At 40.2% G+C, this 25,201-nt stretch carries 27 protein-coding genes; 22 read left to right on the top strand and 5 right to left on the bottom strand.

Going from position 1 to position 25,201, the window contains the following annotated elements; translation table 11 throughout:
* The first annotated feature begins 11 nt into the window (after window positions 1-11).
* From nrdF to ACFSX4_RS07275, 9 genes are all read left to right on the top strand, one after another.
* Complete coding sequence (gene nrdF / locus ACFSX4_RS07315) at window positions 12-977, top strand: class 1b ribonucleoside-diphosphate reductase subunit beta (RefSeq protein ID WP_377773055.1); 966 nt, start codon at window positions 12-14, stop codon at window positions 975-977.
* 108 nt (window positions 978-1,085) lie between these two features.
* Entirely contained in the window at window positions 1,086-1,922 is an 837-nt protein-coding gene (locus ACFSX4_RS07310; protein ID WP_377773053.1) for an aldo/keto reductase, read from the top strand.
* Between the two features lie 130 nt (window positions 1,923-2,052).
* Window positions 2,053-2,472 carry a FixH family protein gene (locus ACFSX4_RS07305; RefSeq protein WP_377773051.1) on the top strand — a complete coding sequence of 140 codons (420 nt, stop codon included), beginning with the start codon at window positions 2,053-2,055 and terminating at the stop codon, window positions 2,470-2,472.
* A gap of 86 nt (window positions 2,473-2,558) precedes the next feature.
* On the top strand, window positions 2,559-3,239 hold the full coding sequence (locus ACFSX4_RS07300) for an SDR family oxidoreductase (RefSeq protein ID WP_377773049.1): 681 nt from the start codon (window positions 2,559-2,561) through the stop codon (window positions 3,237-3,239).
* 110 nt (window positions 3,240-3,349) lie between these two features.
* Window positions 3,350-4,339 (top strand): acrylyl-CoA reductase family protein, encoded by a 990-nt coding sequence (locus ACFSX4_RS07295; protein ID WP_377773047.1) that lies wholly within the window; start codon window positions 3,350-3,352, stop codon window positions 4,337-4,339.
* A gap of 174 nt (window positions 4,340-4,513) precedes the next feature.
* Complete coding sequence (locus ACFSX4_RS07290) at window positions 4,514-5,479, top strand: ABC transporter permease (protein ID WP_377773045.1); 966 nt, start codon at window positions 4,514-4,516, stop codon at window positions 5,477-5,479.
* The gene (locus ACFSX4_RS07285; protein ID WP_377773043.1) at window positions 5,472-6,431 is read left to right on the top strand and encodes an iron chelate uptake ABC transporter family permease subunit; all 960 of its coding nucleotides are present in this window, start codon (window positions 5,472-5,474) and stop codon (window positions 6,429-6,431) included. Before ACFSX4_RS07290 ends, ACFSX4_RS07285 begins: the two co-directional genes overlap by 8 nt.
* Complete coding sequence (locus ACFSX4_RS07280; RefSeq protein WP_377773041.1) at window positions 6,428-7,237, top strand: iron ABC transporter ATP-binding protein; 810 nt, start codon at window positions 6,428-6,430, stop codon at window positions 7,235-7,237. The genes ACFSX4_RS07285 and ACFSX4_RS07280 overlap by 4 nt, the downstream gene beginning before the upstream one ends.
* Window positions 7,238-7,338: 101 nt before the next feature.
* Entirely contained in the window at window positions 7,339-8,394 is a 1,056-nt protein-coding gene (locus ACFSX4_RS07275) for a siderophore ABC transporter substrate-binding protein (RefSeq protein ID WP_377773039.1), read from the top strand.
* A 177-nt stretch (window positions 8,395-8,571) separates the two neighbouring features.
* On the opposite strand, the gene murB is transcribed toward ACFSX4_RS07275, so the two are convergent.
* Window positions 8,572-9,486 (bottom strand): UDP-N-acetylmuramate dehydrogenase, encoded by a 915-nt coding sequence (gene murB / locus ACFSX4_RS07270; protein ID WP_377773037.1) that lies wholly within the window; start codon window positions 9,484-9,486, stop codon window positions 8,572-8,574.
* Between the two features lie 150 nt (window positions 9,487-9,636).
* On the opposite strand from murB, the gene ACFSX4_RS07265 reads away from it, so the two are divergent.
* Window positions 9,637-10,527: an EMYY motif lipoprotein gene (locus ACFSX4_RS07265; RefSeq protein WP_377773035.1), complete on the top strand. Its 891-nt coding sequence runs from the start codon at window positions 9,637-9,639 to the stop codon at window positions 10,525-10,527.
* 8 nt (window positions 10,528-10,535) lie between these two features.
* Here the strand turns inward: ACFSX4_RS07265 and ACFSX4_RS07260 are convergent, their stop codons facing one another.
* Window positions 10,536-10,775: a hypothetical protein gene (locus tag ACFSX4_RS07260; protein ID WP_377773033.1), complete on the bottom strand. Its 240-nt coding sequence runs from the start codon at window positions 10,773-10,775 to the stop codon at window positions 10,536-10,538.
* 105 nt (window positions 10,776-10,880) lie between these two features.
* On the opposite strand from ACFSX4_RS07260, the gene ytxJ reads away from it, so the two are divergent.
* Window positions 10,881-11,201, top strand: coding sequence for a bacillithiol system redox-active protein YtxJ (gene ytxJ, locus ACFSX4_RS07255; RefSeq protein WP_377773031.1), 321 nt, complete (start codon window positions 10,881-10,883; stop codon window positions 11,199-11,201).
* Window positions 11,202-11,228: 27 nt separating this feature from the next.
* Here ytxJ and gdpS read toward each other — a convergent pair whose 3' ends face one another.
* Together gdpS and ACFSX4_RS07245 are read right to left on the bottom strand one after the other, a co-directional pair.
* Complete coding sequence (gene gdpS / locus ACFSX4_RS07250) at window positions 11,229-12,281, bottom strand: GGDEF domain-containing protein GdpS (protein WP_449257578.1); 1,053 nt, start codon at window positions 12,279-12,281, stop codon at window positions 11,229-11,231.
* A 14-nt stretch (window positions 12,282-12,295) separates the two neighbouring features.
* Window positions 12,296-13,258 (bottom strand): LCP family glycopolymer transferase, encoded by a 963-nt coding sequence (locus ACFSX4_RS07245; protein ID WP_377773027.1) that lies wholly within the window; start codon window positions 13,256-13,258, stop codon window positions 12,296-12,298.
* Between the two features lie 147 nt (window positions 13,259-13,405).
* Between ACFSX4_RS07245 and ACFSX4_RS07240 the strand changes: the two genes are divergently transcribed.
* Complete coding sequence (locus ACFSX4_RS07240) at window positions 13,406-14,458, top strand: glycosyltransferase family 4 protein (protein WP_377773025.1); 1,053 nt, start codon at window positions 13,406-13,408, stop codon at window positions 14,456-14,458.
* Here the strand turns inward: ACFSX4_RS07240 and ACFSX4_RS07235 are convergent.
* Window positions 14,453-15,088, bottom strand: coding sequence for a YigZ family protein (locus tag ACFSX4_RS07235; RefSeq protein WP_377773023.1), 636 nt, complete (start codon window positions 15,086-15,088; stop codon window positions 14,453-14,455). The genes ACFSX4_RS07240 and ACFSX4_RS07235 overlap by 6 nt on opposite strands.
* Before the next feature lie 100 nt (window positions 15,089-15,188).
* Between ACFSX4_RS07235 and ACFSX4_RS07230 the strand changes: the two genes are divergently transcribed.
* The 10 genes from ACFSX4_RS07230 (at window position 15,189) to ACFSX4_RS07185 (ending at window position 25,199) form a co-directional block, all read left to right on the top strand.
* Window positions 15,189-16,061: a DegV family protein gene (locus ACFSX4_RS07230; protein ID WP_377773021.1), complete on the top strand. Its 873-nt coding sequence runs from the start codon at window positions 15,189-15,191 to the stop codon at window positions 16,059-16,061.
* 52 nt (window positions 16,062-16,113) lie between these two features.
* The gene (locus tag ACFSX4_RS07225) at window positions 16,114-17,364 is read left to right on the top strand and encodes a DEAD/DEAH box helicase family protein (RefSeq protein ID WP_377773019.1); all 1,251 of its coding nucleotides are present in this window, start codon (window positions 16,114-16,116) and stop codon (window positions 17,362-17,364) included.
* Window positions 17,365-17,405: 41 nt separating this feature from the next.
* Window positions 17,406-18,032 carry a ComF family protein gene (locus tag ACFSX4_RS07220; RefSeq protein WP_377773017.1) on the top strand — a complete coding sequence of 209 codons (627 nt, stop codon included), beginning with the start codon at window positions 17,406-17,408 and terminating at the stop codon, window positions 18,030-18,032.
* A 54-nt stretch (window positions 18,033-18,086) separates the two neighbouring features.
* A complete protein-coding gene (gene hpf / locus ACFSX4_RS07215) occupies window positions 18,087-18,650 on the top strand; it encodes a ribosome hibernation-promoting factor, HPF/YfiA family (RefSeq protein ID WP_377773015.1) in 564 nt (187 codons plus the stop codon).
* 154 nt (window positions 18,651-18,804) lie between these two features.
* Complete coding sequence (gene secA / locus ACFSX4_RS07210; RefSeq protein ID WP_377773013.1) at window positions 18,805-21,333, top strand: preprotein translocase subunit SecA; 2,529 nt, start codon at window positions 18,805-18,807, stop codon at window positions 21,331-21,333.
* 11 nt (window positions 21,334-21,344) lie between these two features.
* Window positions 21,345-22,446, top strand: a protein-coding gene (prfB, locus tag ACFSX4_RS07205; RefSeq protein WP_377773011.1) for a peptide chain release factor 2 whose coding sequence is annotated in 2 segments (ribosomal slippage) — window positions 21,345-21,416 and window positions 21,418-22,446 — 1,101 coding nt in all. Because the reading frame shifts where the segments join, the coding sequence is not laid out codon by codon here.
* A 17-nt stretch (window positions 22,447-22,463) separates the two neighbouring features.
* A complete protein-coding gene (locus ACFSX4_RS07200) occupies window positions 22,464-22,787 on the top strand; it encodes a c-type cytochrome (RefSeq protein WP_377773009.1) in 324 nt (107 codons plus the stop codon).
* A 355-nt stretch (window positions 22,788-23,142) separates the two neighbouring features.
* Window positions 23,143-23,829, top strand: coding sequence for a C40 family peptidase (locus ACFSX4_RS07195; RefSeq protein ID WP_377773007.1), 687 nt, complete (start codon window positions 23,143-23,145; stop codon window positions 23,827-23,829).
* 141 nt (window positions 23,830-23,970) lie between these two features.
* Window positions 23,971-24,558 (top strand): TlpA family protein disulfide reductase, encoded by a 588-nt coding sequence (locus ACFSX4_RS07190; protein WP_377773005.1) that lies wholly within the window; start codon window positions 23,971-23,973, stop codon window positions 24,556-24,558.
* Complete coding sequence (locus tag ACFSX4_RS07185; RefSeq protein WP_377773003.1) at window positions 24,558-25,199, top strand: YfbR-like 5'-deoxynucleotidase; 642 nt, start codon at window positions 24,558-24,560, stop codon at window positions 25,197-25,199. Before ACFSX4_RS07190 ends, ACFSX4_RS07185 begins: the two co-directional genes overlap by 1 nt.
* Window positions 25,200-25,201 lie beyond the last annotated feature (2 nt).

Genomic DNA, 25,201 nt, shown 5'->3' with positions numbered 1-25,201 from the left:
GGAGTCAGGTTATGATAGCAGTAAATTGGAATAAAGAAGATGACATGACCAATGTGTTTTGGCGTCAAAATATCTCACAGATGTGGGTGGAGTCTGAGTTTAAAGTATCCAAGGACTTAAGTTCATGGTCAACTTTATCAGATGATGAAAAAGAAACATTCAAAAAAGTTCTTGCAGGATTAACAGGTCTCGATACGCATCAGGCAGATGACGGGATGCCGCTGATTATGCTGCACACTAAGGACCTGCGTAAAAAAGCTGTGTATTCTTTTATGGGAATGATGGAACAGATTCACGCAAAGTCATATTCACATATATTTTCAACACTCCTGCCTTCTAAAGAAACAAACGAACTGCTGGATGACTGGGTGCTTGAAAATGAACATTTAAAGTATAAGTCTGATAAAATTGTCAGCCGCTATCATAAATTATTTGCGAAAGAAGCAAGTGTTTATGATCAGTACATGGCACGTGTTGCTTCTGTATTTCTGGAATCATTCTTGTTCTATTCAGGATTCTACTATCCGCTGTATCTGGCCGGACAGGGACGTATGACAACAAGTGGTGAAATCATCAGAAAGATTCTTCTTGATGAATCTATTCACGGTGTATTTACAGGTCTTGATGCGCAGACTTTAAAAGCTGAGCTGTCATCTGAAGATCAGGCACGTGCAGAGCGTGAAATGTATGAAATGCTTAAAGATTTATATGCAAATGAAGCAGAGTATACTAAAGGTCTGTATGATAAACTCGGATTAACAGAGGACGTGCTGAACTATGTACAGTACAATGCCAACAAAGCTCTTGCGAACCTTGGATATGAGCCATATTTTGAAGAGAAAAGCTTTAATCCGATTATTGAAAATGCACTGGACACAACGACTAAAAACCATGATTTCTTTAGTGTGAAGGGCGATGGCTACGTTATTGCGTTGAACGTTGAAGCACTTCAGGACGATGATTTTAAATTTGAATAAATAAATTAAGAGTAACAAGAATTCAATTTCTTGTTACTTTTTTTGATTAAAAATTTTAAATCCGGGTAGAATAGTAGAAGATAATTTTTAATGAGGAGAGGATTACAGATGGCACTGCCGTATGTAGAATTAAATGATGGAAATGAGTTGCCGGTTATTGGTTTTGGAACAGTATCGTTAAAAGGCAATTCCGGTGCACTTAAAATCAGTGAGGCTGTCAGAAACGGTTATCGTTTTATTGATACTGCCTATAATTATGAGAATGAAGGTACCGTTGGACGCGCCATTAAACAAAGCGGTCTTAAGCGGAGTGAATTCTTTGTACAGTCAAAACTTCCGGGCAGATATCACGGATATGAAGATGCGATGGAAGCCATTCAGGAATCACTGTACCGGGCTGATCTCGAGTATTTTGATTTATATATTATCCACTGGCCGAATCCTAAAGAAGACCAGTATGTAGAAGCCTGGCGTGCACTGATAGATGCGCAGAAGAATGGATGGATTAAATCCATCGGAGTCAGTAATTTTATGCCTGAACACATTGACAGACTCATCAGTGAAACTGGTGTGAAGCCGGTATTAAATCAGATTGAACTGCACCCGAAATTCAATCAGAGAGAGATGAGAAAGTATCATGATGAGAATAATATTGTGACCATGGCGTGGAGTCCGTTAGGTCGTCTTAGATATTTAAAAGACTCCAAAGTGATTGATGAACTTGCTGAAAAATACAGTGTGAATATCGGTCAGCTCGTTTTAAGATGGCACTATCAGCATGGTGTGGTTACAATTCCACGCTCATCAAACGGCTCCAGACAGCGCGGCAATCTGGATATATTCAACTTTGAAATTTCCGGAGATGACATGAAAAAAATAGATGCTGAAACAGTTGAAGACGGCAGAATTGATGACCAGGATCCAAGAGAGTATCAGGAATTTTAGAATAAATACAGCTGTTCTGTATTAAAAGAATTTGTCGATTTTCATTCATAATCTTCACATTACAGGTCACGATTTGTATCAGAAAGCGTGGTATGATATTCGTGAGACTTGTGTGAAGGAGATTACAAAGGTGAATAAAAAAATTGTTTTAACAGCATTGTTCAGCGTATTACTGCTTTCGGCATGCAGTAATTCAGAAGATACTCATGAGGGACATGGTGAAAGTAATCATGATGCACCGAGTGAAGATGAAGTCAGATCATTGGATGTTGAATTATCTGTCCCTTTAGAAACAGTTTCTAAAGGAGAGACTGTGGAATTGACTGCCCATGTCACATCAAACGATGAAAATGTGGAGGATGCCGACCATGTAATGTTTGAGGTTTTATCCGGTGAAGACAGTCTGGATATGATTGAGGCGGAGCACAGCGCGGATGGTCTTTACACAATAGAATACACATTTGAATCTGAAGGGGAATTCAGAGTCATTTCCCATGTAGATGCATTTCAACTTCATACTATGCCGGAAGAGAATGTTGTTGTAGAATAGAATAACTACATGATTCATTATTAGAGTGTTTCATGTACTATACTCTAGTATAATCAAGTTATTAAGTAGAATTCCGGGAGGTTACCATGAAGTTAAAAGGAAAAACCTATACCGTAGCGAATGCCACGTCATTGCTTGGTCGAGATTTAGCAAAAACACTGGCTGAAGAAGGTGCGAATTTAATTCTTTCAGGTCTGGACCATGTAGAGCTTGATACTCTTCTAAAAGAACTTGAAGAAACGACGGAAGGTAATCATAATGTGGTTCTGCTTCAGCCCTCAAAAGAAATTGACTGGCTGAATGTATTGGAAGAAATTCAAAACGATTATGACAGCTTGTCAGGTATTATATTAGTCCATTCAATTTTCACAGAGAACCGCTCAATTTATGAAGTTTCATTCGAAGAATTTAATGAAGTCATGTATGAGCATGTGTGGGGAACTTATCTTGGAACACGGACATTACGTCCGCTTCTTAAAGATGAAGCGGATGCAAAAATTATCAACGTAATTGAACCGTCTTTTGAAGATGTATATGAACGGAATTTATATTATACCGCAACAGGTGCAATTGAAGCGTTGACACATTCCACAGCAATTGAAATGAGTAAAGAAGATGTGGATGTATACGCGCTCAGCTACCGGCCGAATGTGAAGCAGGATGAAGAAAAATTTGAACGTTCCAACCCGAAAGCAATCAGTGTGATTCTCGATATACTGACGGGAGAAGAAAAAAAACCGACCGGAGAGACAATCATTATCAGTTAATTCTCCGGTGAATAAACACCCCTTCGAAACATCAACAGATAAGTGATGTCTTTTGAAGGGGTGTTTTAAAATTGATGAAAGAATCAATAATCAGAAGAGGAGCGGTATTAATGAACAAACGTTTTAAAGCAGTCATTGTGGAACAGACAGGAGATTCTGTGCAGTCATCCGTCAAAGAGATTGACAGGGAGACGCTGCCGAAAAGTGATGTACTGATTAAAGTAGAATATACAGGTGTAAACTATAAAGACGGGCTCGCAGCAAGTGCGGACGGGAAAATTGTGAATCAATATCCTTTTATACCAGGGATTGACCTTGCAGGTACGGTGGTGGAGTCTGGTGATGAGAGGTTTAAGGCAGGAGATGCGGTCATTGCGACAAGCTATGAAATTGGTGTATCCCATTTCGGCGGATTCAGTGAATATGCGTCTATCCCGGCGGACTGGATTGTCCCTCTTCCTGAAGGGTTAACATTAAAAGAGAGCATGATTATCGGGACCGCAGGTTTTACAGCAGCATTGTCCATAAGTCGTTTAGAGAAAAACGGTTTAAGAAAAGAAGACGGGGAAGTGTTAGTCACCGGTGCAACAGGCGGTGTCGGAAGCCTTGCTGTAACAATGCTCAGCGGTTTGGGATATAAAGTGGCAGCGTCGACAGGTAAACAGTCTGAACATGATTATTTAAAAATGCTCGGTGCAGAAAGAATCATTTCAAGAGAAGCAGTTTACAACGGAAAAGTTAAGGCACTGGATAAAGAGAAGTGGGCGGCGGCAGTGGATCCTGTCGGCGGAGAGCCGCTTGCTGCACTGCTCGGCCAGATTAAATATATGGGAAGTGTTGCAGTTTCAGGATTGACCGCCGGCGGAAGCGTGCCGACTACTGTGTTTCCGTTTATACTGCGCAGTGTAAATCTGCTTGGAATTGATTCCGTGTACTGCCCTATGGAGGAAAGAAAGATGGTGTGGGAACGTCTTGCATCGGATTTGAAACCTGAAAAATTTGCTGAAATTACAGAAGAGATAGTGATGGATGACGTGCCGGATGCATTGAAAAAAATACTGACAGGAACAGTCAGAGGGCGTATCATTGTCAAAATTTAATATTATCAATGAGATTGAAGCGGTGCCCTGGGGCACCGCTTTTTCTATGATTTTCATGTGTTTTTTCTTTGAATCAGGTTGAAAAACCTTGTGCAGAAGGTATAATGGAATATGTACGATGAATGATAATCATTATCATTGTCAATGTGGTGAACATCAGTTAGGTTGTGAAAAATGGCAAGGAAGCTTTTCAGGCTGGACATACTTTTAACCGGCCTTATTATTATGTCTGTTATTTCCATGTTTGTCGGCGTTACACAGCTGGAATTAAGAGATATATTTAATTTAACGGAACATCAACAAAATATTCTTCTGTCAAGCCGTCTGCCGAGGACAATATCCATCATTATTGCAGGAGCATCACTCAGTGTATGTGGTCTGATTATGCAGCAGCTGACGCGTAATAAATTTGTTTCCCCGACAACAGCAGGAACAACAGAATGGGCACAGCTTGGTGTTTTAATTGGAATTGTGCTCTTCCCGGCAGTGACTCTTATGGGAAGGCTTGCCTTTGCTACAGCACTTGCAATTGCCGGAACATTTCTTTTTATGCAGATTATTAACAGAATAAAGTTTAAAGATATCGTATTTGTCCCGTTAATCGGATTGATGCTCGGTGGTGTTGTCGCAAGTATTTCAACATTTATCGCTTTAAGAACAAATACGCTGCAGGCAATCAGCGGATGGATGCACGGAAACTTTTCAACACTTATTTCAGGACGTTATGAGATTTTATACATAAGTGTACCGCTTTTTATCATCGCACTCTTTTATGCGCATCAGTTTACTGTTGCAGGTATGGGAGAGGATTTCTCAAAGAATTTGGGATTAAACTACAGAAAAGTAGTGAATATCGGTTTATTTCTTACAGCATCCGTCACAGCGCTCGTTGTGGTTACAGTCGGCATGCTGCCGTTCCTCGGTTTGATTGTGCCGAATATTGTTTCAATATTCAGAGGTGACCATCTGCGAAGTACAATTTATCTGACAGCCGTTCTCGGTGCATTATTTGTGATGATATGTGATGTGCTCGGCCGTGTCATCATTTATCCCTATGAGTTGTCGGTGGGTCTGATGATTGCGACAATCGGCAGTATTATCTTTCTGATCATGATTTTCAGGAGGGTAAAGCATGCTTAAGATGACAAAAAATAAAATGCTGATTCTGCTTGCCGTTTTAAGTGCCGGTGCAATTGCATTCTATCTCCTCTACGATTTAAATCCGGATATTTATTTCTATCAGATTCCATCGAGGATAAAACGTGTATCCGGAATTATTATTGTCGGTGTGGCGATTGCGGTATCGACGGTTATATTCCAGACGATCGTAAAGAATAGAATTTTAACGCCTTCAATTATGGGGCTCGATTCTGTCTATGTATTTATACAGACAACGATTTTGTTTGTAGCAGGTGTCAGCTCACCGCTGCTCTTGAACAGCCAGTATAATTATTTCCTCAGTATGGGAATTCTTGTGCTGTTCACCGTCGTGGTATTTAAATATTTATTCAAATTTACAAATAATAATGTTTTTATACTTCTTCTGATTGGTATTGTCCTCGGTACTTTGTTTGGTAACTTATCAACCTTCATGCAGATCTTAATCAGCCCTGAGGATTTCTCAATACTGCAGAGTGCTTTATTCGGTTCATTTAATTCAATCAATGAAAATCTTCTTGTAATCACAGCGGTGATTATCGGTATTATGCTGATTATTATTTTTATGGACTACTCATCACTTGATGTCATGGCGCTCGGCCGTGACGGCGCTTTAAATCTCGGTGTAAATTATGACCGGAAAGTATCAATTCTACTCATTATTATTGCGGTGCTGGTATCGGCATCTACTGCGCTTGTCGGTCCGATTATGTTTCTCGGACTGCTTGTTGCAAATATTGCACATGAATTGTTTCAGACGTATAAGCATTTTTATTTGATACTCGGCACAATATTTGTGAGCATTATTACACTTATAACCGGACAGATGGTTGTTCAGTTTGTTTTTAATAATAATATAGAATTAAGTGTCATTATCAACTTAGTCGGCGGTATCTACTTTATCTACTTAATGTTAAGGAGGAACAGGGCATGATTAGTGTAAAAGGAATTACGAAGTCCTACGGCAGTAAAAAAGTGGTGAATGATGTATCTCTTGAAATTGCCAAAGGGAAAATCACATCTTTAATCGGGCCGAACGGTGCAGGTAAAAGTACTGTACTTTCTATGGTGACCCGTCTTTTGGACAGAGATAACGGAGATGTTTTATTAGAAGGTGAAAATATCTTTACACAGCCTGATAACGCACTGGCAAAGAAAATCTCTATATTAAAACAATCCAATCATCTGGATTTGAAGATTACAGTAAGAGAACTTGTCAACTTCGGCCGCTATCCATATACAAAAGGACGGTTGAAAAAGAAAGACCATAAAATTGTGGATGAGGCAATTGCCTATATGGAGCTTGAGGAATTTGAAGATCGTCACATAGACGCATTGTCAGGCGGTCAGAGACAACGGGCATATATTGCGATGACAATTGCCCAGGACACAGAGTATATTTTTCTTGATGAGCCATTGAATAATCTGGATATGAAGCATTCTGTTCAGATTATGCAGATTCTCAGAAGGCTCGTCAGAGAAAGAAATAAAACAATCATTATCGTGATTCACGACATTAATTTTGCGTCCTGCTACTCTGATAATATCGTCGCTTTAAAAGACGGTGAAATTGCAGTCAGCGGTACCAAAAATGAAGTCATCAGAAAAGATATTCTTGAAGATATTTATGAGATGGATATTAATATTGAGTGCATCATGGGGCATCAGATTTGTGTGTATTTTGACAATCATGAAGGTGCAACGGTTGATGATTTTGTTGAGGAACAGGAAAAAATATAAAATTATCCGGCCTGCGTGATGTACGTGTATTCTGGAGAAACTTTCATGATGCAGTAAATCAGGCAGGACCGGAAACAAACATATCAGAAAGAGGTAGTGGCATGAATTTTAAAAAATTATACTTATTAATGGCAGCATCATTGATGCTGATAACAGCTGCATGCGGTAACAACGAAGAAGAGGCTGACAGCGGAGCAGAGGGTGATGAAGAAACAGTAAGCTATCATAATCAATTTACTATCGGACCGCCGCGTGGTGAAGACGGCGATGAGACAGAAGTGGATGAAACAATTGAGCTGCCTAAAAACCCTGAGAACGTCGTTATTTTTGATCTCGGTGTAGCAACGACTTTCCCGGCACTCGGTATTGAAGAAAGTATCGCAGGACTTCCTAAAGGTGAGAATAACAGCACACTGTCAGACGAACTCGAAGTGTTTGAATCTGATCAGTATCAAAATTTAGGCGGACTGTTTGAGCCCGATTATGAAGCGATTGCTGAAATTCAGCCTGAAGTGATTATGCTTCACGGACGCCAGTCAAATTCCGAAATCATCGGCGAACTGGAAAGTGCAGCACCGAACGCAGCAATTATCAATGTGTCAGCAGACAGTAACAACTATTTCGAAGATGTTAAAGCAAATACACTTTTTCTTGGAGAGTTGTTTGATGTAGAAGATAAGGCACAGGAATTAGTAGATGAAATGGATAATAAACTTGAAGAAGTATCTTCAAACGTTCAGGGACTTGATGAAACAATGCTGTTTATCCAGACAAACGGCGGGGATATTTCATTCCACGGTCCGGGCGGACGTTACGGTTTCTTATATGAAGAACTTGGATTCACATCAGCAGGTGAGCAGGAAGGTGAAGGCGAAGAAGAAACAAGCAACCACGGAAATCAGATCAGCTTCGAATTCATCGCTGAAACGAACCCTGGTATGATTCTTGTGATGGACCGCGGTGCTGCTGTCAGTGAGGGAGATGCGACTTCCACAAGTATTCTTGAGAATGATGTCACTGCGAACGTAGATGCAGTGAGTAATGGCAATATTACAGAACTGAACCCGACAACATGGTATTTAAATGCCGGCGGTTACGGTACTGCAATGTCACAGCTTGATGAAATTCAAACAGCTGTTGATAATGCGGCCGAGTAAATGTGATTGATAATATAAAAATGAACCCATCCGTACACGGATGGGTTTTTTGATGGATATCAGTCCTCGAATACAGGCTTTAGTACATATTAAACAGAGCGGAAGTTTAAAAAACGCAGAAATTCTGAATAAGAATTTCTGCGTTTTTTATTACACTGTTTGAGTATAAAAGATATCTTATAAGGATTCGCCGATAATACGGACTTCCCGGTTCAGATGAACATTAAATTTCTCAAATATCACATCCTGTACATGTGAAATGAGTGTTTCATAATCACTTGCTGTACCCCGGTCAACATTTACCATAAAGCCGGCATGCTTTTTTGAAACTTCAACACCGCCGACCCGGTAGCCCTGAAGCCCGGCATCCTGAATCAATTTTCCGGCAAAATTTCCGGGCGGGCGCTGGAAGACACTGCCGCATGAAGGATATTCCAACGGCTGCTTTGACTCACGGCGGTTGGTTAAATCATCCATCATGGCAGTGATTTCTTCTATACTGCCGTGTTCCATTTTAAATCTTGCTTCGACGACGACATAATCATTTTCCTGAATGGCGCTCTTACGGTAGTCAAGTTCAAGTTCGTCGGTGGTCAATGTGAATATGTTTCCGGAAGTATCAATTACTGTAACGTCCAATAGGCAGTCTTTGACTTCTCCGCCGTATGCCCCGGCATTCATATAAATCGCTCCGCCGACAGAGCCCGGGATACCGCATGCGAATTCGAGACCTGTTAAAGACAGTTCTTTCGCATAGCGTGATACATCAATAATAGGGCAGCCGCTGCCTGCTGAAATGATGTTGTTTTCCTCAGACATTGTATTGAGTTCAAGTACATTCAATACAACACCTCTAATTCCGCCGTCACGGATAATAATGTTGGAGCCGTTCCCGAGATAAGTGACGGGAACGTGGTTTTCATGACAGTATTTTATTACGGCAGCAGCATCATCAATGTCATGGACTGTGATGTAAAGATCTGCAGGTCCGCCTGTTTCAGTGTAAGTATATTTATTTAGAGGTTCATTAGTTTTAATAGTTGAGTGATTAAGTAAATGGTTTAAATCAGTTACTGTTTGTTTTATGTTCACTTCAATTTTCCTTTCACAATTAATTCTATTATACTAGTATAAAGTACTCTTCAATATATTGAAACAGGAACCCTCTGTTTGTTGGAAAAATTGATGTGTGATATATTCTTACTAGAAATTTAATCTCCCTATTAAAAAGGACGTGGCGATTTGAGAAGTAAAATAAACGCCTTCCTGCTTGCGGCAGTATGTATAATGCTGTTTGGCTGCAATAATGATTTAGCAGGTGAAATTGAAAGTTACGAACAGGAAATGGAAGATATACACGAGCTTGACAGTACAATTCAGACACAAATTGACAGTCTGGATCTTGAAGCACTGCAGGAATCGATAAATGATATGGATAATACTTTAGAGGCAGAAGATTTAGATCCCCGTATTGAGCAGTTGGAGAATGAAATTTTACCGGAGATAGAAGATCTTGAGAGCAGTTTATCCGATGTGAAGGTGGATAATGAAGAATTAAACCAAGTGTTTGGCACCTTTAAAGAGAATGTGGATGTGAAAATTGATTTTACAGAGGCACTGCATGAATATTTAACAACGTATCAGAATTCACTGGTATCGAGTGCGCAGTTAGTCGAGTTGAGTCAGTCGTTTATGTCCAATCAGGAAGAACGGAATGAAGTTATAGAGAATGCTGCAGGTGATCAGGAGCAGGAAGAAATTGATCATATTATTGATCAGGTGAATGAAAATACAACAGAGCTCGAGCAGCAGTCGCAGATACTTCAGAGTGATGCTTCTCTTGAAGAAAAAAGGGACCATATCGATGAAGTGCTGCTTCCTTTAATTGATGAACATATCAATACATTGAATGAAATGTTCCTGGAATCTCAAGGGTCAGTCAGGGTCAGAAGTATTACGCTTGATATGTATTACGGTTTTAAACAATATTATGAAGAACGGAAACAGACGATTCTTTATAATAATGTGCTTCAGGAAACGCAGCTGCAGAATATCCTGCCGATGAAAGAAACTTATGAAAAATTAAATCAGGAATATGATGACAGCCTGGAAAATTTAAAGAGCGGCGGTTAAGCGGCTCTTTAAATTTTTTTCCGGCCCTTCACCTGTGTTTCATGCAGCGGGTGATTCGGATCTTTTTCAATTTTTGAAATGAAGACATTTCTGAGTGCTACTGTAATCAGCCAGAACAGAAAAACAGCGAGCAGAATCCATGTCAGGACTGCGTTATTTTCAAAATCAATGAAGAACAGAACGACAACAATTAAAAGGGCAAGATTAATGGTGTCAATCAGACTCCAGCGTTTAATTTGCTTATTCATTAAATATACCTCCAATCTTTGTCATTATAACACAGAGATAAACGTGATTTGCGAAATTAGGCATTTAATGATAAATTATATTAAGTTCAGAAAAAGGGTGATAAAATGTTAACTAAAATTACATCCATCGAATCATTTCAGAAGCTTCTTAAGGAAAAAGAGCTGTTTTATTTTATGAAACATTCAAATACATGCCCGATATCCGGAGAAGCATTTGAGGAATTTCAAAAATATCACTATGAAAGAGATATAGATGGTTATTATTTAATTGTTCAGGATCACCGTGATTTATCTGATTATATCAGTGAGGTGTTCGATATTAAACACGAATCGCCTCAGGCATTCTATATAGAGAACGGTAAAGTAAAATGGAATGACTCACATCAGAATATTACATTGTCGAAACTAGCAGCAGTAGAAGATTAAAAAAATAAGGATTCCCCGAGGGAATCCTTATTTTTTTATGACGGGATAGAACATGACCTGGTTCTGTCCCATTTTTTTTGCTGCGTGGAGCATATCATCAGCATCTTTAAACAGTCTGCCGAGTGTTTTATCAGATCCTTTAAAGCCGACACCTATCGAAACCGTGAGCTGAACGGTTTCCTGTGAGACATCGTCGATATGGAACTTGGCTTTTTCAACACTTAATCGGACCGCTTCACCAAGACGCACTGTTTTATCAAGCGAAATATCCGGAATGATAATTGAAAACTCTTCGCCATTATTACGGAACAGCCTTCCACCTGTCGGAACATGATTTTCAAGAAGGTGGGCAACCTGCTTAATCAGGGCATCTCCCGCAAGGTAGGTATGTTCATCATTGATGACTTTGAAATTGTCGATATCAATCAGTAGGACACTGAGAGTTTCTGCATGCTCATTTAAATCATCGACGAAAGTATCCAGTGACCGTATGTTGCCGAGCTGGGTGAGATGATCCTTATAAGTGTCTTCTTCATAACGCTTCATCAGTTTTGTAATCGAATTAATATCTTCATAAGTCATATTGGAAACAGCCATTACAATCATACTCATTAACAAAAATGTTATGGTTTGGGCGATGGTCAATTCATGAACAAAAAGATGCACGCCGAGGAGAAGAAGTGCACTGAAGACGACGTTTAAAATCAACATGACTCTCGTCCGCATCACTCGTATAAACGGCAGTATTGTCATAGTCACCAGATAGAGTACACTGAATATCACATAAATCTGCCATTCATAGCCGAGGATTAAATGATAAAACAAGTAGACAGCAACAGCGGCACCCATTTTGAATAAAAGTCTGCTTCTTACCAGGAGAAGCGGTACAAAAAACAAGCTGAACTCCACACCTCTGATTTCAATCGGCACCAGCAGTAAAAGAACCGCCAGGGTCGTCATCAGAAGTGTCTGAAACACATCTGAGTCAACCATCCGGCGGTCCTCTATATAATGGATTCTATGAAAGAGGTATATACCGGTGATTGTTAAAGATATGTTCAGCACAAAATCAATTAGCATAACCTCATTCCTTCCTATTCAGCAATCTCTAAGTTGTTCTGCAGCTCACTTTTCACTTCTTCGTATGATGCATCGTCCGGATAGAAGTAGTATAAATTATCTTCAGCAGAACGTTCATCGTAGCCTTCCAAGAGCAGTCGATCGATATTTGTTGCTGCATCCTGATATTCACTTCTTAAAGTGTTCATTTCATTAAATTGAATGTTTGTACGGATATTATCACCTAAAACATCAAGTATGGAGTTGAAGTTTGTTACAGTCTGCAGGCTGATCATTTCCTTTGCAATTGCCTGTACGAGCAGCTGCTGGCGCTGCTGGCGTCCGCCGTCGCCGCCTGAACCGACACCTTTTCTTGCGCGTGCAAATGCGAGTGCTTCTTCGCCGTCCATTTCATAAGTCTGTCCGTGATTGAAAGTATAACCGGATTGTTCAAATGTATCATTACTTGTCACAGTGACACCGCCGAGTTCATCAACGATAGTTTCAAAACCATCCATATTAATTGAAACAAAGTAATCAATCGGGACATCAAGGAAGTTTTCTACCGTATTTTTGGCACCGACAGGCCCGCCGTATGCATAGGCATGGTTGATTTTTTCAACAGTACCCTGATCAACAATTTCAGCGCGGGTATCACGCGGGATACTGACCATTTTTCCTTCACCGGTATTCGGGTTGAGTGTCACGACCATCATCGTATCGGAACGCTGCCCCATTTGAACCTCGTTACGTGCTTCGTCATCATCGGTACCGAATAAAACAACAGAAATCGGGTCGCCTTCATTAATCTGTACATCAGTGTCTCTCAGCTGGGACTGTGAATCTTCGAAGTCATCATCGTACATTGAATCCGCTGTGCCTTTTAATTGTAAGTATACGTAGACTGCAAGACCGACAAATACGAGAAGTAATACAAGAAAGATTGTAATTAAAACTTTAAATGCAGTGGATCTGCCTCTTTTTTCAGAATTTCGCATGATTAAAATACTCCTTTAGTATATTATAATAATTATACAATGAAATATGTGGAAAACAAATAATAAATGAATGGTTTTACAACTAGTGTTCGATTATATATATGGAATGTGATATATTATATTGACAATAAATTTCTTGGTGATGGTATGTATACTTTATTCTTGCTCTTGATATCGTTTTTAATAGCGGTTATTATAATGCCCCTTTTCATATGGATATCGAAACGTTACGGTTTCGTGGACTATCCAAATTTCAGACGTGTCAATAAAAAACCGATTCCTCATTTAGGCGGAGCGGCAATATTGATCACGTTTATTACTGTGCTTTTAATTTCAAGACCGATTGAAGTAGAGTATAAGCCGCTGATTATCGGCGGAATTATTATATGTCTGATTGGTATTATTGATGATAAATTTGATTTAAAACCGACAATAAAATTTGTCGGACAGCTGATTACTATAGCAATTCCAATATCATACGGTATTGTCATAGACAGTATTACGCCGTTCGGCATCGAAATAGAATTCGGTATATTTTCTATTCCGATTACTGTCTTGTGGATGGTTGCGATTATTAATGCCATCAACATTATTGACGGCCTTGACGGTCTTGCAACAGGTGTTTCGATTATTGCACTCGCGAGTATCGGTTTCATTACGATTCTACAGGATAATATTTTTGTTATGATGATCTGCGTTATTATGATCGGTGCCTGTTCAGGCTTTCTGGTGTATAATTTCCACCCGGCAAAAATATTTCTCGGTGACAATGGTGCAATGATGCTCGGTTATATCATCAGTGTGGTTTCACTGATGGGCTTTAAAAATATTACACTGATATCATTATTTTTCCCGATTATCATTTTAGCGGTACCGTTTATTGACATGATGTTTGCGATGCTCCGGCGCTACAGAAATAATGTGTCGATGGTGAAAGCAGACCGGAATCATATTCACCACCGGCTTCAGAATATGGGATACACCCATCTTGAGAGTGTGGTGCTGATATACTTTATCGCTGTTCTTTACTCAGCGGGGAGTATTATTCTGTACTTGTCAACGGTGCCGGGTGCAGTCATTATTACGATACTTCTGATTTTAACAACGATGATTATAGTAGAGTCCACAAACCTGCTCGGTGATAATAAAAAGCCGATTCTTAACTTCTTTAAACGAATTGTGCATAAAATAATATCATGATTTTAAAACACTTTCTGCCTGTACGGGATCATCCTGTATAAAGTTGAAAGTGTTTTTTGTTGTTTCCTGAAGTACTGACTTTAACGCATCAATGTCTTCAGTCTTCACAAGCAGATGGTAAGTAACTTTATCTGTGTAGTCGATATTTTGAGCGGTAATATCCGCTGTGTTCAAATAGTGTTCGAACTTGCTGGTAAAAGTGTAGTCCAAAGTGACAGTGACCGGATGCATATCAATTTCGAATACTTTTCCCGCTTCTTTGACAGCAGCACTTGCTGAAGATGAATATGCACGAATCAGCCCGCCTGCACCAAGTTTAATGCCTCCGAAATAGCGTGTGACAACAACGGTTACATTGTACAGTTCCTCCCGCTTCAGAACTTCAAGTATCGGAACACCTGCTGTACCGGTCGGTTCGCCGTCATCATCCGCCTTTTGTATCAATGCACTTTTCCCGACGATGTATGCACTGCAGTTATGATTTGCACTGCTGTGTTCTTTTTTAATTCTGCTGATAAATGCTTTTGCTTCTTTTTCAGTTTCTGTTCGTTCGATGTGGCTGATAAACCGGGAACGGTTAATTTCTATTTCAACTGTATCATTATTGTGGTTCATATATTTCTGTTCCATGATGTCACCTCTTTATGAAACTATAGTAACACAATAGACGGAGCGGAGTGGATTGTAGTACACTGGAAAAGAGTGTGAATGTACAAATGGAGGATCATTTATGAAGATAGCGATAGTAGTGGATTCAACAGCATATCTGCCCGAGGCATTGTTAAAAAAGAATGATATTTATACAATACCGTTAAACATTGTCTTTGGAGAATCGTCCTACAGGGAAGGGATAGATATTTCAACTGAAGAATTTTTTAAGCGGATGAATGAATCTGATTCGCTTCCGGGAACGAGTCAGCCGTCAATTGGAGATTATATCCTGCTGCTTGAATCTCTTAGAAGAGAAGGATATACGGATGTAATCAGTTTTCATTTATCAGCAGGAATCAGCGGAACATATCAAAGTGCTGTTTCTGCGGGAGAAAGTGTGGAAGGAATTAACCTTCATGTCATAGACACTGAAATTGCCTGTTATGTGCAGGGCTTTATGGCGCTCTATGCAGCACAGAATAAAGATAAAAAGCCGCTTGAAGATATCCTTACTGATGTGAATGAAATGAAGAAAAAAGAACATACCGATGCCTTTTTCATCGTTGATACATTGAATAATCTCCAAAAAGGCGGCCGTTTAACGAATGCCCAGGCCTTAATCGGCAGCATGTTAAAGGTGAAGCCGGTGTTAACATTTGAAGATGGTAAAATTGTGCCTTACGAAAAGATACGCACAATGAAAAAGGCGGTTAGAAAAGTAGAAGCCGACTTAGAGACAGTATTTGAGAAGCACAAAGGTAAAAAAATTACCGCTGTAGTCATTCACAGTAATGCACCGGAAAGAGCGGCGGAATGGCAGAAACATTTGGAAGAAAAGTTCCCGGATGTTCTGTTCAGGCAGAGTTATTTCGGACCGGTAATTGCGACCCACCTCGGGGAAGGGGCGCTCGGTATCGGATATACGACTTATGATATCGATACAGCAGAATAAAATATTAAAGACGCAGCCTTTATTTGGCTGCGTCTTTTTTTGAGGAGAAAAAATGATACTGAAATCAAACGGAAATATACAGTATAAACCGTCAGGTGTGGATGCTCAGAAAATGCACTGTTTCAGGTGCAGTAACCGCGACAGAAGTTTATTTCACACTTTTTTGGACACATATCTGAACAAACGGGTCACGTACTGCCTGAACTGTATCAATCTCGGTCGTTCGGACAGTGCCCGGCCCCTGATGATGATTGATTCAAAGAGAACGAAAGAAGCATGCAGCTATCATTTGGATTTCAGTTTAAGCGAGGTGCAGCAGTCTGCGTCTAAAAGAATTGTTGAGGCAGTGAAACAAGGCACACATATTTTATTGTATGCAGTCACCGGTGCAGGAAAAACTGAAATTACATTTGAAGCGATTAAGTATGCGAGAAACAGCGGGAAGCGTGTGGCGTTTGTATCGCCGAGAATCGATGTGGTGAAGGAGATTCATCTTCGTCTGACGGCGGCCTTTAAAAACAGTGAAATTGATTTGATGTATTCCGGAGTGAAGGTGGAATATACTCATTCTTTCACGGTATGTACAGCCCATCAGCTGTATAATTACATTGATCATTTTGATGTAATTATTGTGGATGAATATGATGCCTTTCCGCTTCAGGGGAATCCCCAGCTGTTAAATGCAATAGACAGGGCACTCAGTAAGTCGGGAAGTGTGGTCATCATGACCGCAACACCGACGAAAAAGATGATCCGCTATGTCGGACGTGAAAATGTAGTCAGCATTACGCGGCGGTATCACGGAAAAGATCTTGCGGTACCCAATGTGATTTACACGGATATTAATAAAGCCCTTGAAAAGAGAAAAACACCGGTGAAGTTATTTGACTTAATCCGGAAAATCCAGGGAGATAAGAGGAGAGTCCTTGTTTTTGTGCCGAGAATTTCGATGCTTAAACAACTTGCGCCTGTAGTTGAAAAAGCGTTTGAAAATACTGCGTCTGTTTACAGTGCTGATGCTGAGCGGTACGGAAAAGTGGAGATGATGCGGCAGGATGATACAGATGTACTGCTGACGACGACCATTCTTGAGCGTGGTGTAACATTCAACCGCCTTGATGTGATTGTTGTTCAGGCGGATGAATTCAAAAGTGACAGTCTGATTCAAATATGCGGACGTGTGGGCAGAAAAACTACCGACCCTGTCGGAAATATATATTTTCTCAGCTCCTGTCATACAGGTGATATCAGAAAGACAATTAAGGTCATCAGACAGTTTAATAGAGGAAAAACTTCGGTATGAGATGTTTATACTGTCATGAGAAAATTACTGAAGAGGTCAACTTGATTACTTTATTCCAGAAAGTAAAACCGCTCTGCATAAGCTGTGAAGTGTCACTCGGAGAATGGCGGCCGGGTGAGCGGTGTGCCCGCTGTTATCATCTGAAGAAACCGGGTATGACAGACTGCCCAGACTGTCAGGCTTTAGCAATATATCCCCCGCTCAGGAAAATCACATGTATGCTTGATTACAATGAAGAGGTCAAGATGCTTTTCCACAGATATAAGTTTGTCGGGGATGCAGCGCTTGCCGAAGTTTTAGCAATGTTTTTAAAATACAACTTTAGGGAATATGATGTTATTATACCTGTGCCTGTTTCCGCCGGACGGCTTCGTGAACGGGGATTTAATCAGACAGCCATGGTTTTGGATGTTCTGAAAATCAAGTATCAGGATATACTGGTGACAGAGAAAACAGAGCGGCAGTCCGAACTTAAAAAAACTGAACGTCTAAAACGCATCAATCCTTTTCGTTTTAAAGAAGGGTTTGATGCGGATAGCATTCAGGGTTCGAAAGTGCTGATTGTTGACGATATTTATACGACCGGTATTACTGTTCATCAGGCCGCGGTGTCATTGTACACTGGAAATCCGTCTGTTATAGATGTGTTAACGTTTTCAAAGGCGTAATGGTTTGGTATAATATCAAGTAAGAAGGATAGCATTTTGAAGGAGGGCATCATCATGATTAGATGTGAAATTCGTGGAGAAAACATTGAGGTAACAGACGCAATCCGAAACTTCGTAGAGGAGAAAGTGGGGAAATTAGAACGTTACTTTAATGATGTTCCAAATACTCATGCTCATGTAAATGTTAAGACTTACAATAATAAGATGGGAAAAGTTGAAATAACGATTCCGATGAAAGACATAACATTACGTGCAGAGGAAAGACACGACGATCTATATGCAGCAGTTGACTTAAATATTGATAAGCTCGAACGACAAATTAGAAAACATAAAACAAAAATCAACCGTAAATTCAGAGAAAAGAATCCTGAAGCGGAACTATTTGCAGCCCTTGCCCAGGAAGAACTTGAAGAGAATGATACAAACGGTGATGATTCCGGAATCGAGATTGTTCGTTCTAAAGAGTTCCAGCTGAAACCGATGGATTCAGAAGAAGCGGTGTTACAGATGAACATGCTCGGCCATGATTTCTTTGTATTTAATGACAGAGAGACTGAAGGGACAAGTATTGTTTACAGAAGAAAAGACGGTAAATACGGCTTAATTGAAACCAGCTGATAATTTAAATATATTTATCTCTATTCCCGGGCGTGTGCCCGGGATATTTTTATGAAAAGCATACATATTTTAATTTGATGAAAATTGACGAAAAAAGTGTTAAAATATTGGGATGTATAAAGAATAAAGTGCAACAAATAGGGAGAGAAAATCCATGGGTGTTTTGGGCAAGGTGTTTGACGGAAATAGATTTGAAGTCAAGTCTTTGAAAAAGCAGGCGGATAAAGTCGGAAATTTTAAAGATGACTTCGCAAAATTAAGTGATCAGGAATTTCGGGATAAAACAGAATCTTTTAAAACGAAGTTAAAAGAAGCAGATGGAGATATAAAAAAAGAAGAGAAAATTTTAGAGCAGATACTGCCGGAAGCATTCGCACTGGTGCGTGAAGCATCAAGACGTGTACTCGGTATGGAGCCGTTCCCTGTACAAATTATGGGCGGGGCTGCTCTTCATAAAGGTGATATTGCAGAAATGAAGACCGGTGAAGGTAAAACGCTGACGGCGACAATGCCGGTTTATTTAAACGCGCTTACGGGACGCGGTGTCCATGTAATCACTGTCAATGAATATTTATCAGCGACACAGATGGAGGAGATGTCCGTTTTATATAATTTCCTCGGGCTTACTGTCGGCTTGAACTTAAATGCAAAAAACAGTGAGGAAAAAAGAGAAGCGTTCAGTCAGGACATTACGTATACAACAAATAATGAGCTCGGCTTTGATTATTTGAGAGACAACATGGTGACTTATAAAAAAGACCGTGTGCTGCGGGAATTAAACTATGCGATTGTCGATGAAGTTGACTCCATTCTGATAGATGAAGCGAGAACGCCGCTGATTATTTCAGGGCGTGCGAAACGTTCTGAGACTCAGTATATGGAAGCAGATGCATTTGTGAAGGTGCTTGAGAATGAAACTGATTTTACGTATGACGTGAAAACTAAAGGCATTCAGCTGACTGAAAGCGGTATGGAAAAAGCAGAGCAGTGGTTTAAAGTAGAGAACCTTTACGATGTGAAGAATGTAAATCTGCTGCATCATATTAACCAGGCGCTTAAAGCCCACCATTCGATGGAAAACGATGTGGATTATGTGGTTGAGGAAGAAAAGATTGTGATTGTCGACCAGTTCACCGGCCGTAAAATGAAGGGCCGCCGTTTCTCGGATGGACTTCATCAGGCGATTGAAGCGAAAGAAGGCGTGGAAATTCAAAATGAATCCCGCACGATGGCATCAATCACATTTCAGAACTTCTTCCGTCAGTTTACAAAGCTGTCAGGTATGACCGGTACTGCGAAAACGGAAGAAGAAGAGTTTTTAAACATCTATAATATGAAAGTCACTCAAATCCCGACGAACAAGCCGATTGCCCGTGAGGACAGAACAGATAAAATATATTCTGCGAAAGACTACAAGTTTAATGCAGTGATTAATGAAGTTGTGGAACGCCACAGAAACGGCCAGCCGGTGTTAATTGGTACAGTCGCAGTTGAAACGAGTGAGTACATCAGTGAGATGCTGAGACGTAAAGGTATCCGCCATAATGTACTAAACGCAAAGAACCATGAGAGAGAAGCAGAAATCATTTTGAGTGCCGGTAAAAAAGGTGCTGTGACAATCGCAACGAATATGGCAGGGCGCGGTACGGATATTAAACTCGGAGATGGTGTGAAAGAAATCGGCGGTCTTGCGGTTATCGGTACAGAGCGTCACGAATCGAGACGTATTGATGATCAGCTCCGCGGTCGTTCAGGGCGTCAGGGGGATGTCGGTATCAGCACATTCTACCTGTCACTGGAAGATGATCTTATGAAGCGTTTCGGCTCTGAAAGAATCCAGGGTGCGATGAACAGACTTGGAATGTCAGGCGAAGAGCTGACGTCCAAAATGATTTCCCGTGCAGTGGAATCATCACAAAAGCGTGTGGAGGGTAATAACTTCGATGCACGTAAGCGTCTCTTGCAGTATGATGATGTGCTCCGCCGTCAGCGTGAAATCATCTATAAAGAACGTAATGATATTATTGATAACGATGATGTCACAGACCAGATGATGGGAATGATTGAGGCATCTGTTGAACGGACAGTCAATTATTACAGTATTGATGAAATAGAAGCAATTGATTATGAGCAGTTCGTTAAAACTCTGGAAGATCTTTATTTCACTGAATCAGTTCTTGGGGAAGATGACTTAAAAGGTAAAGAGCCTGAAGAACTTGAAGCACTCATTATGGATAAAATTAAAGAGGTGCTTGAAGCTAAAGAAGAAACGCTCGGAGAAGAAAAAATGCGCCTGTTTGAAAGAATGATGATGCTCCGTACGATTGACCAGAAATGGGTGGAGCATATTGACAGCATGGAACAGCTTAGAACAGGGATTCATCTGCGTTCCTACGGCCAGATTAACCCGCTTCGTGAATATCAGAATGAAGGACTTCAGATGTTTGAAGATATGCTCGTGTCAATTGAAGAGGACACAGCGAAATATATCTGTAAGACAGAAGTCAGATCGGATGAAGAGCTGAAGCGTAAACAGGTGATTGATAAAAAAGAAATGCAGACAGGCGACGGTAAAGCAAAAGTGAAAAAGAAAGCCCCTGTAAAAAAAGCAGTGGATGTCGGGCGAAATGATCCGTGCCCGTGCGGTTCAGGTAAAAAATATAAAAATTGTCATGGAAGATAAGGTGAAGCGGTATGGAACTATCAGATATTAAGAATTTTGTAGAAGACCGGACAGCAAAGATTAACGATTTCAGGGGGTCTCTTTGACTTAGAGGAAAAAGAGACTCAAATAGAAGAGTATGAAGAACAGATGGCAGACCCTGGCTTTTGGAATGATCAGGAGAAAGCCCAGGATGTTATCGGAAAGAACAACCATTTAAAGAAGATTGTTGATGCATTCAGGGAAATTGAAGCGGCACTTGAGGATATTGAAGTGACGCGTGAACTGTTAAAAGAAGATTTTGATGAAGATATGAAAGAAATGCTTGAAACAGAAGTGAAGGACACAGATGAAAAGATTAAAACGTTTGAGCTGAACATTCTTTTAAGTGACGAACATGATCATTTGAGTGCGATTTTGGAACTCCACCCGGGTGCCGGCGGTACAGAGAGTCAGGACTGGGCTGAGATGCTTCTTAGAATGTATCAGCGTTATGCGGAAGCGGAAGGATTTAAAGTTGAGACGCTGGATTACCTTGCAGGAGATGAAGCAGGGGTTAAAAGTGTCACGCTTTCTATTAAAGGTGTGAACGCCTACGGCCTGCTTAAGGCTGAAAAAGGCGTACATCGTCTGGTCAGAATTTCACCGTTTGATTCATCGGGAAGAAGACATACTTCTTTTGTGTCATGTGAAGTGACACCGCAGTTTGATAATACGGAGATCGAAATTGAGATTAAACCTGAAGATATCAATATCGACACATACCGTGCGAGCGGTGCCGGCGGTCAGCATATTAATACAACCGATTCTGCGGTTCGTATTACGCACCATGAAACAGGCATTGTCGTAACGTGTCAAAATGAACGTTCCCAGATTAAAAACCGTGAACAGGCAATGAAAATGTTGAAATCCAAGCTCTATCAAAGGAAGCTTGAAGAACAGCAGGCCGAGATTGACGAGATTAAAGGTGAACAGAAAGAAATCGGATGGGGCAGTCAGATTCGTTCATATGTATTCCATCCATATTCCATGGTCAAGGACCACAGAACAAATTATGAGACCGGAAATACAGATAAAGTAATGAACGGAGATCTATCTCCTTTCATCGACGCATATTTGAGAATGACAATGTAGAAGGCGGAATGATTAAAATGTTTAAGAAATTACTGTTGTTTACAGGGATGTCATCAGTTCTTCTTGTCGGGGCGTGCGGATCCGGAGAAGACAGTGCTTCAACTGAAGATCTGTCACCCGGTGAAGAACTGTATCAGGCCAACAGCTGTATGGGATGTCACGGCAGAGCACTTGAAGGGGGCACAGGACCCAATCTTCAGGATGTGGGAAACCGTTATACACCGGATGAGATAGAATCCATTATCGTTAACGGAAAAGGACAGATGCGCGGCGGTCTGATTACAGACCAGGAAGATTTGGATACAATAGTAGAGTGGCTGAGTTCACAGACTGAGGAATAGGAAGCACCGGTTATTTTAACCGGTGTTTTTATTTTTAGGCCTGAAAAAATACTGAAATTTAATTGTAAAATAACCTGCTTAAAATAATGTGAAAATATGTAATTAACCCTGTTAAACCAGTGACTGCAAGTGATTGAGAGCTTGAAACATATTACGTATATTTTTATTTTTAAAGTGAAATATGTCGTTTTTTATTTCGCTCATTTCTTTTATATTACAAGTGGGTTACATGTCACACAGAGGGATTTTTATGTGTTATAGTTCTTGGCAGTGATAAACAAATAACTTTTAAACCTCACGAGGGGAACCACATATAGATTTTTGGAGTTAATTATTTTAGGAGGATTTTTTTATTATGAAGAAGACATTAGTATCACTTGCTACAGTAACAGCACTTTCCGGGATTACAGCACAGGGCGTTTCAGCGAATGCATATGGTTCAGGAGAGAATACACAGCAGGCAGACACTTATGACAATACATGGAGTTATACTTATGAAGGACCGAGCTATGAAGCAGCGGATTATGTAGATTACACTGTATCAAATACAGACTACACAGTTTCAGAAGAGTCATTCACATATGATGACACTGCTTCATACGACTACAATACTGAGGAAGCTACAGAAACTGTAGAATCTAATGATGTTGAAGTACCACAGGCACCTGCACCGACTGCAGATGCAGATGTTTCAACAAACAACAGCGGTGCAGCATCAACTGCACATTCAGTTGCATCCGGTAAATCATACGTATACGGTGGAAACAGTGCGACTGCAGTCGACTGTTCAGCTCTGACTCAGCAGTTCATGAAAGAGCATAAAGGAATTGATATTCCAAGAACAGCTGCCGGACAACAGGCAGCAGGTACTCAAGTATCAGATCCACAGCCTGGTGACTTAGTATTCTTTAACGGCGGAACTCACGTTGGAATCTACATCGGCAACGGTCAGATGGTTGATGCACTTAACCCGTCCGAGCACGTTGGTGAACGTTCAGTCAACTATGTGTCTGGTTCAATTGACGGTTATTACAGATATTAATTTAGAATATGATATGAAAGAAGCGGGAGGCCGGAAGGCTTTCCGTTTTTTTGTTCATAAAAAAGTGATATAAATTAGACACTTTTTATTTTTGTGTCATATGATAAAATGATTGAAATAATAAAATGAGGCTGATCATTTATGAAGACAAGAAAGACGATAATTATATTTGCGGTGGTTTCTTTTATCCTGCTCGTTGCTGTGAGTGTATATGCAGTGATGAATTATTCTGAAGATGAGTTCAGGGCACAGAGTATTGAAACGGTTAAGCAGTCTGAAGGACGTGATAATCATCACGCAGTCGGTGAAAATTTGTTAGAACAGGACTTTGACAGGGTAATAAATAATAACGGCTCATTTTCCGACATTGTTGAAAATAATGAAGTCACTGTTGTGAATTTTTTTGCATCATGGTGTGAGCCGTGTAAAAGAGAAACGCCGGATTTAAATCAGTATTACAATGATCAGTCAGAGTCACCGGTGGAAGTGGTCGGTATTAATCTGCGTGACAGTGCTGAGAACCGGGACAGGTTTTTAGAGACCTATGAAGTTGAGTATCCGATTTTTGAGTTCAGTGATGAATCGGAAGCGATTGATCAGTATCATATTAACTTAATGCCGACGACTTTCTTTTTGAACAGTGAGGGAGACGTGGTGCGTGCATATATCGGGGAAATTACACCTGAGCAGTTAACCAGTTATATTGAATATGTGAAGGAGGCATCATGATGGGAGTACATCAGTATTTTAAGAGTTTAAATGATTTGGAAAAATTAATCCGTTGTCCGGGTAAATTTAAATATCAGGAACATAACGTCGCGGCACATTCGTTTAAAGTGACGAAAATCGCGCAGTATTTAGGAACGGTGGAAGAACACAACGGTGTGGAAGTCAACTGGAAGAATTTATATGAGAAGGCATTGAACCATGACTACCCGGAGATTTTTACAGGCGATATTAAAACACCGGTAAAGTATGCTACAGATGAACTGAGCTCTTTATTTCATGAAGTGGAAGAGTCCATGACAGTTAAATTTATCGAAGAGGAATTTCCCGAAGAGTACCAGGAAATATATAAGCGAAGATTAAAAGAAGGGAAAGATCAGTCGGTCGAGGGGAAGATACTTGCGGTCGCAGACAAAATAGACCTGCTTTATGAATCTTTCGGAGAAATTCAAAAGCGTAATCCCGAACCTTTATTCTTTGAAATTTATGAAATGTCCTTAATTACAATTAAACAGTATTCATACATGGCTTCGGTTCAGGATTTCCTTGAGAATATATTGACGGATATGCTGAAAGAACGCTTTATACCAAAGACGGAACTGATGGATATTACGAAATCTATTTTAAATAATGAGGAGATTTAATT

It is taken from the genome of Corticicoccus populi (assembly GCF_042686195.1).
In the GTDB taxonomy this organism is placed as follows: Bacteria; Bacillota; Bacilli; order Staphylococcales; family Salinicoccaceae; genus Corticicoccus; species Corticicoccus populi.
The sequence above is the reverse complement of the archived record's forward strand: the minus strand, read 5'-3'. Positions and strand labels throughout refer to the sequence as shown.

Bases quoted from the DNA above. Each gene is read 5' to 3' on its own strand.
- nrdF (WP_377773055.1), top strand. From the start codon at position 12: ATGATAGCAGTAAATTGGAATAAAGAAGATGACATGACCAATGTGTTT.
- ACFSX4_RS07310 (WP_377773053.1), top strand. From the start codon at position 1,086: ATGGCACTGCCGTATGTAGAATTAAATGATGGAAATGAGTTGCCGGTT.
- ACFSX4_RS07300 (WP_377773049.1), top strand. From the start codon at position 2,559: ATGAAGTTAAAAGGAAAAACCTATACCGTAGCGAATGCCACGTCATTG.
- ACFSX4_RS07295 (WP_377773047.1), top strand. From the start codon at position 3,350: ATGAACAAACGTTTTAAAGCAGTCATTGTGGAACAGACAGGAGATTCT.
- ACFSX4_RS07290 (WP_377773045.1), top strand. From the start codon at position 4,514: ATGGCAAGGAAGCTTTTCAGGCTGGACATACTTTTAACCGGCCTTATT.
- ACFSX4_RS07285 (WP_377773043.1), top strand. From the start codon at position 5,472: ATGCTTAAGATGACAAAAAATAAAATGCTGATTCTGCTTGCCGTTTTA.
- ACFSX4_RS07280 (WP_377773041.1), top strand. From the start codon at position 6,428: ATGATTAGTGTAAAAGGAATTACGAAGTCCTACGGCAGTAAAAAAGTG.
- ACFSX4_RS07275 (WP_377773039.1), top strand. From the start codon at position 7,339: ATGAATTTTAAAAAATTATACTTATTAATGGCAGCATCATTGATGCTG.
- ACFSX4_RS07260 (WP_377773033.1), bottom strand. From the start codon at position 10,775: ATGAATAAGCAAATTAAACGCTGGAGTCTGATTGACACCATTAATCTT.
- ytxJ (WP_377773031.1), top strand. From the start codon at position 10,881: ATGTTAACTAAAATTACATCCATCGAATCATTTCAGAAGCTTCTTAAG.
- gdpS (WP_449257578.1), bottom strand. From the start codon at position 12,281: ATGCTAATTGATTTTGTGCTGAACATATCTTTAACAATCACCGGTATA.
- ACFSX4_RS07245 (WP_377773027.1), bottom strand. From the start codon at position 13,258: ATGCGAAATTCTGAAAAAAGAGGCAGATCCACTGCATTTAAAGTTTTA.
- ACFSX4_RS07240 (WP_377773025.1), top strand. From the start codon at position 13,406: ATGTATACTTTATTCTTGCTCTTGATATCGTTTTTAATAGCGGTTATT.
- ACFSX4_RS07235 (WP_377773023.1), bottom strand. From the start codon at position 15,088: ATGGAACAGAAATATATGAACCACAATAATGATACAGTTGAAATAGAA.
- ACFSX4_RS07230 (WP_377773021.1), top strand. From the start codon at position 15,189: ATGAAGATAGCGATAGTAGTGGATTCAACAGCATATCTGCCCGAGGCA.
- ACFSX4_RS07225 (WP_377773019.1), top strand. From the start codon at position 16,114: ATGATACTGAAATCAAACGGAAATATACAGTATAAACCGTCAGGTGTG.
- hpf (WP_377773015.1), top strand. From the start codon at position 18,087: ATGATTAGATGTGAAATTCGTGGAGAAAACATTGAGGTAACAGACGCA.
- secA (WP_377773013.1), top strand. From the start codon at position 18,805: ATGGGTGTTTTGGGCAAGGTGTTTGACGGAAATAGATTTGAAGTCAAG.
- ACFSX4_RS07200 (WP_377773009.1), top strand. From the start codon at position 22,464: ATGTTTAAGAAATTACTGTTGTTTACAGGGATGTCATCAGTTCTTCTT.
- ACFSX4_RS07195 (WP_377773007.1), top strand. From the start codon at position 23,143: ATGAAGAAGACATTAGTATCACTTGCTACAGTAACAGCACTTTCCGGG.
- ACFSX4_RS07190 (WP_377773005.1), top strand. From the start codon at position 23,971: ATGAAGACAAGAAAGACGATAATTATATTTGCGGTGGTTTCTTTTATC.
- ACFSX4_RS07185 (WP_377773003.1), top strand. From the start codon at position 24,558: ATGGGAGTACATCAGTATTTTAAGAGTTTAAATGATTTGGAAAAATTA.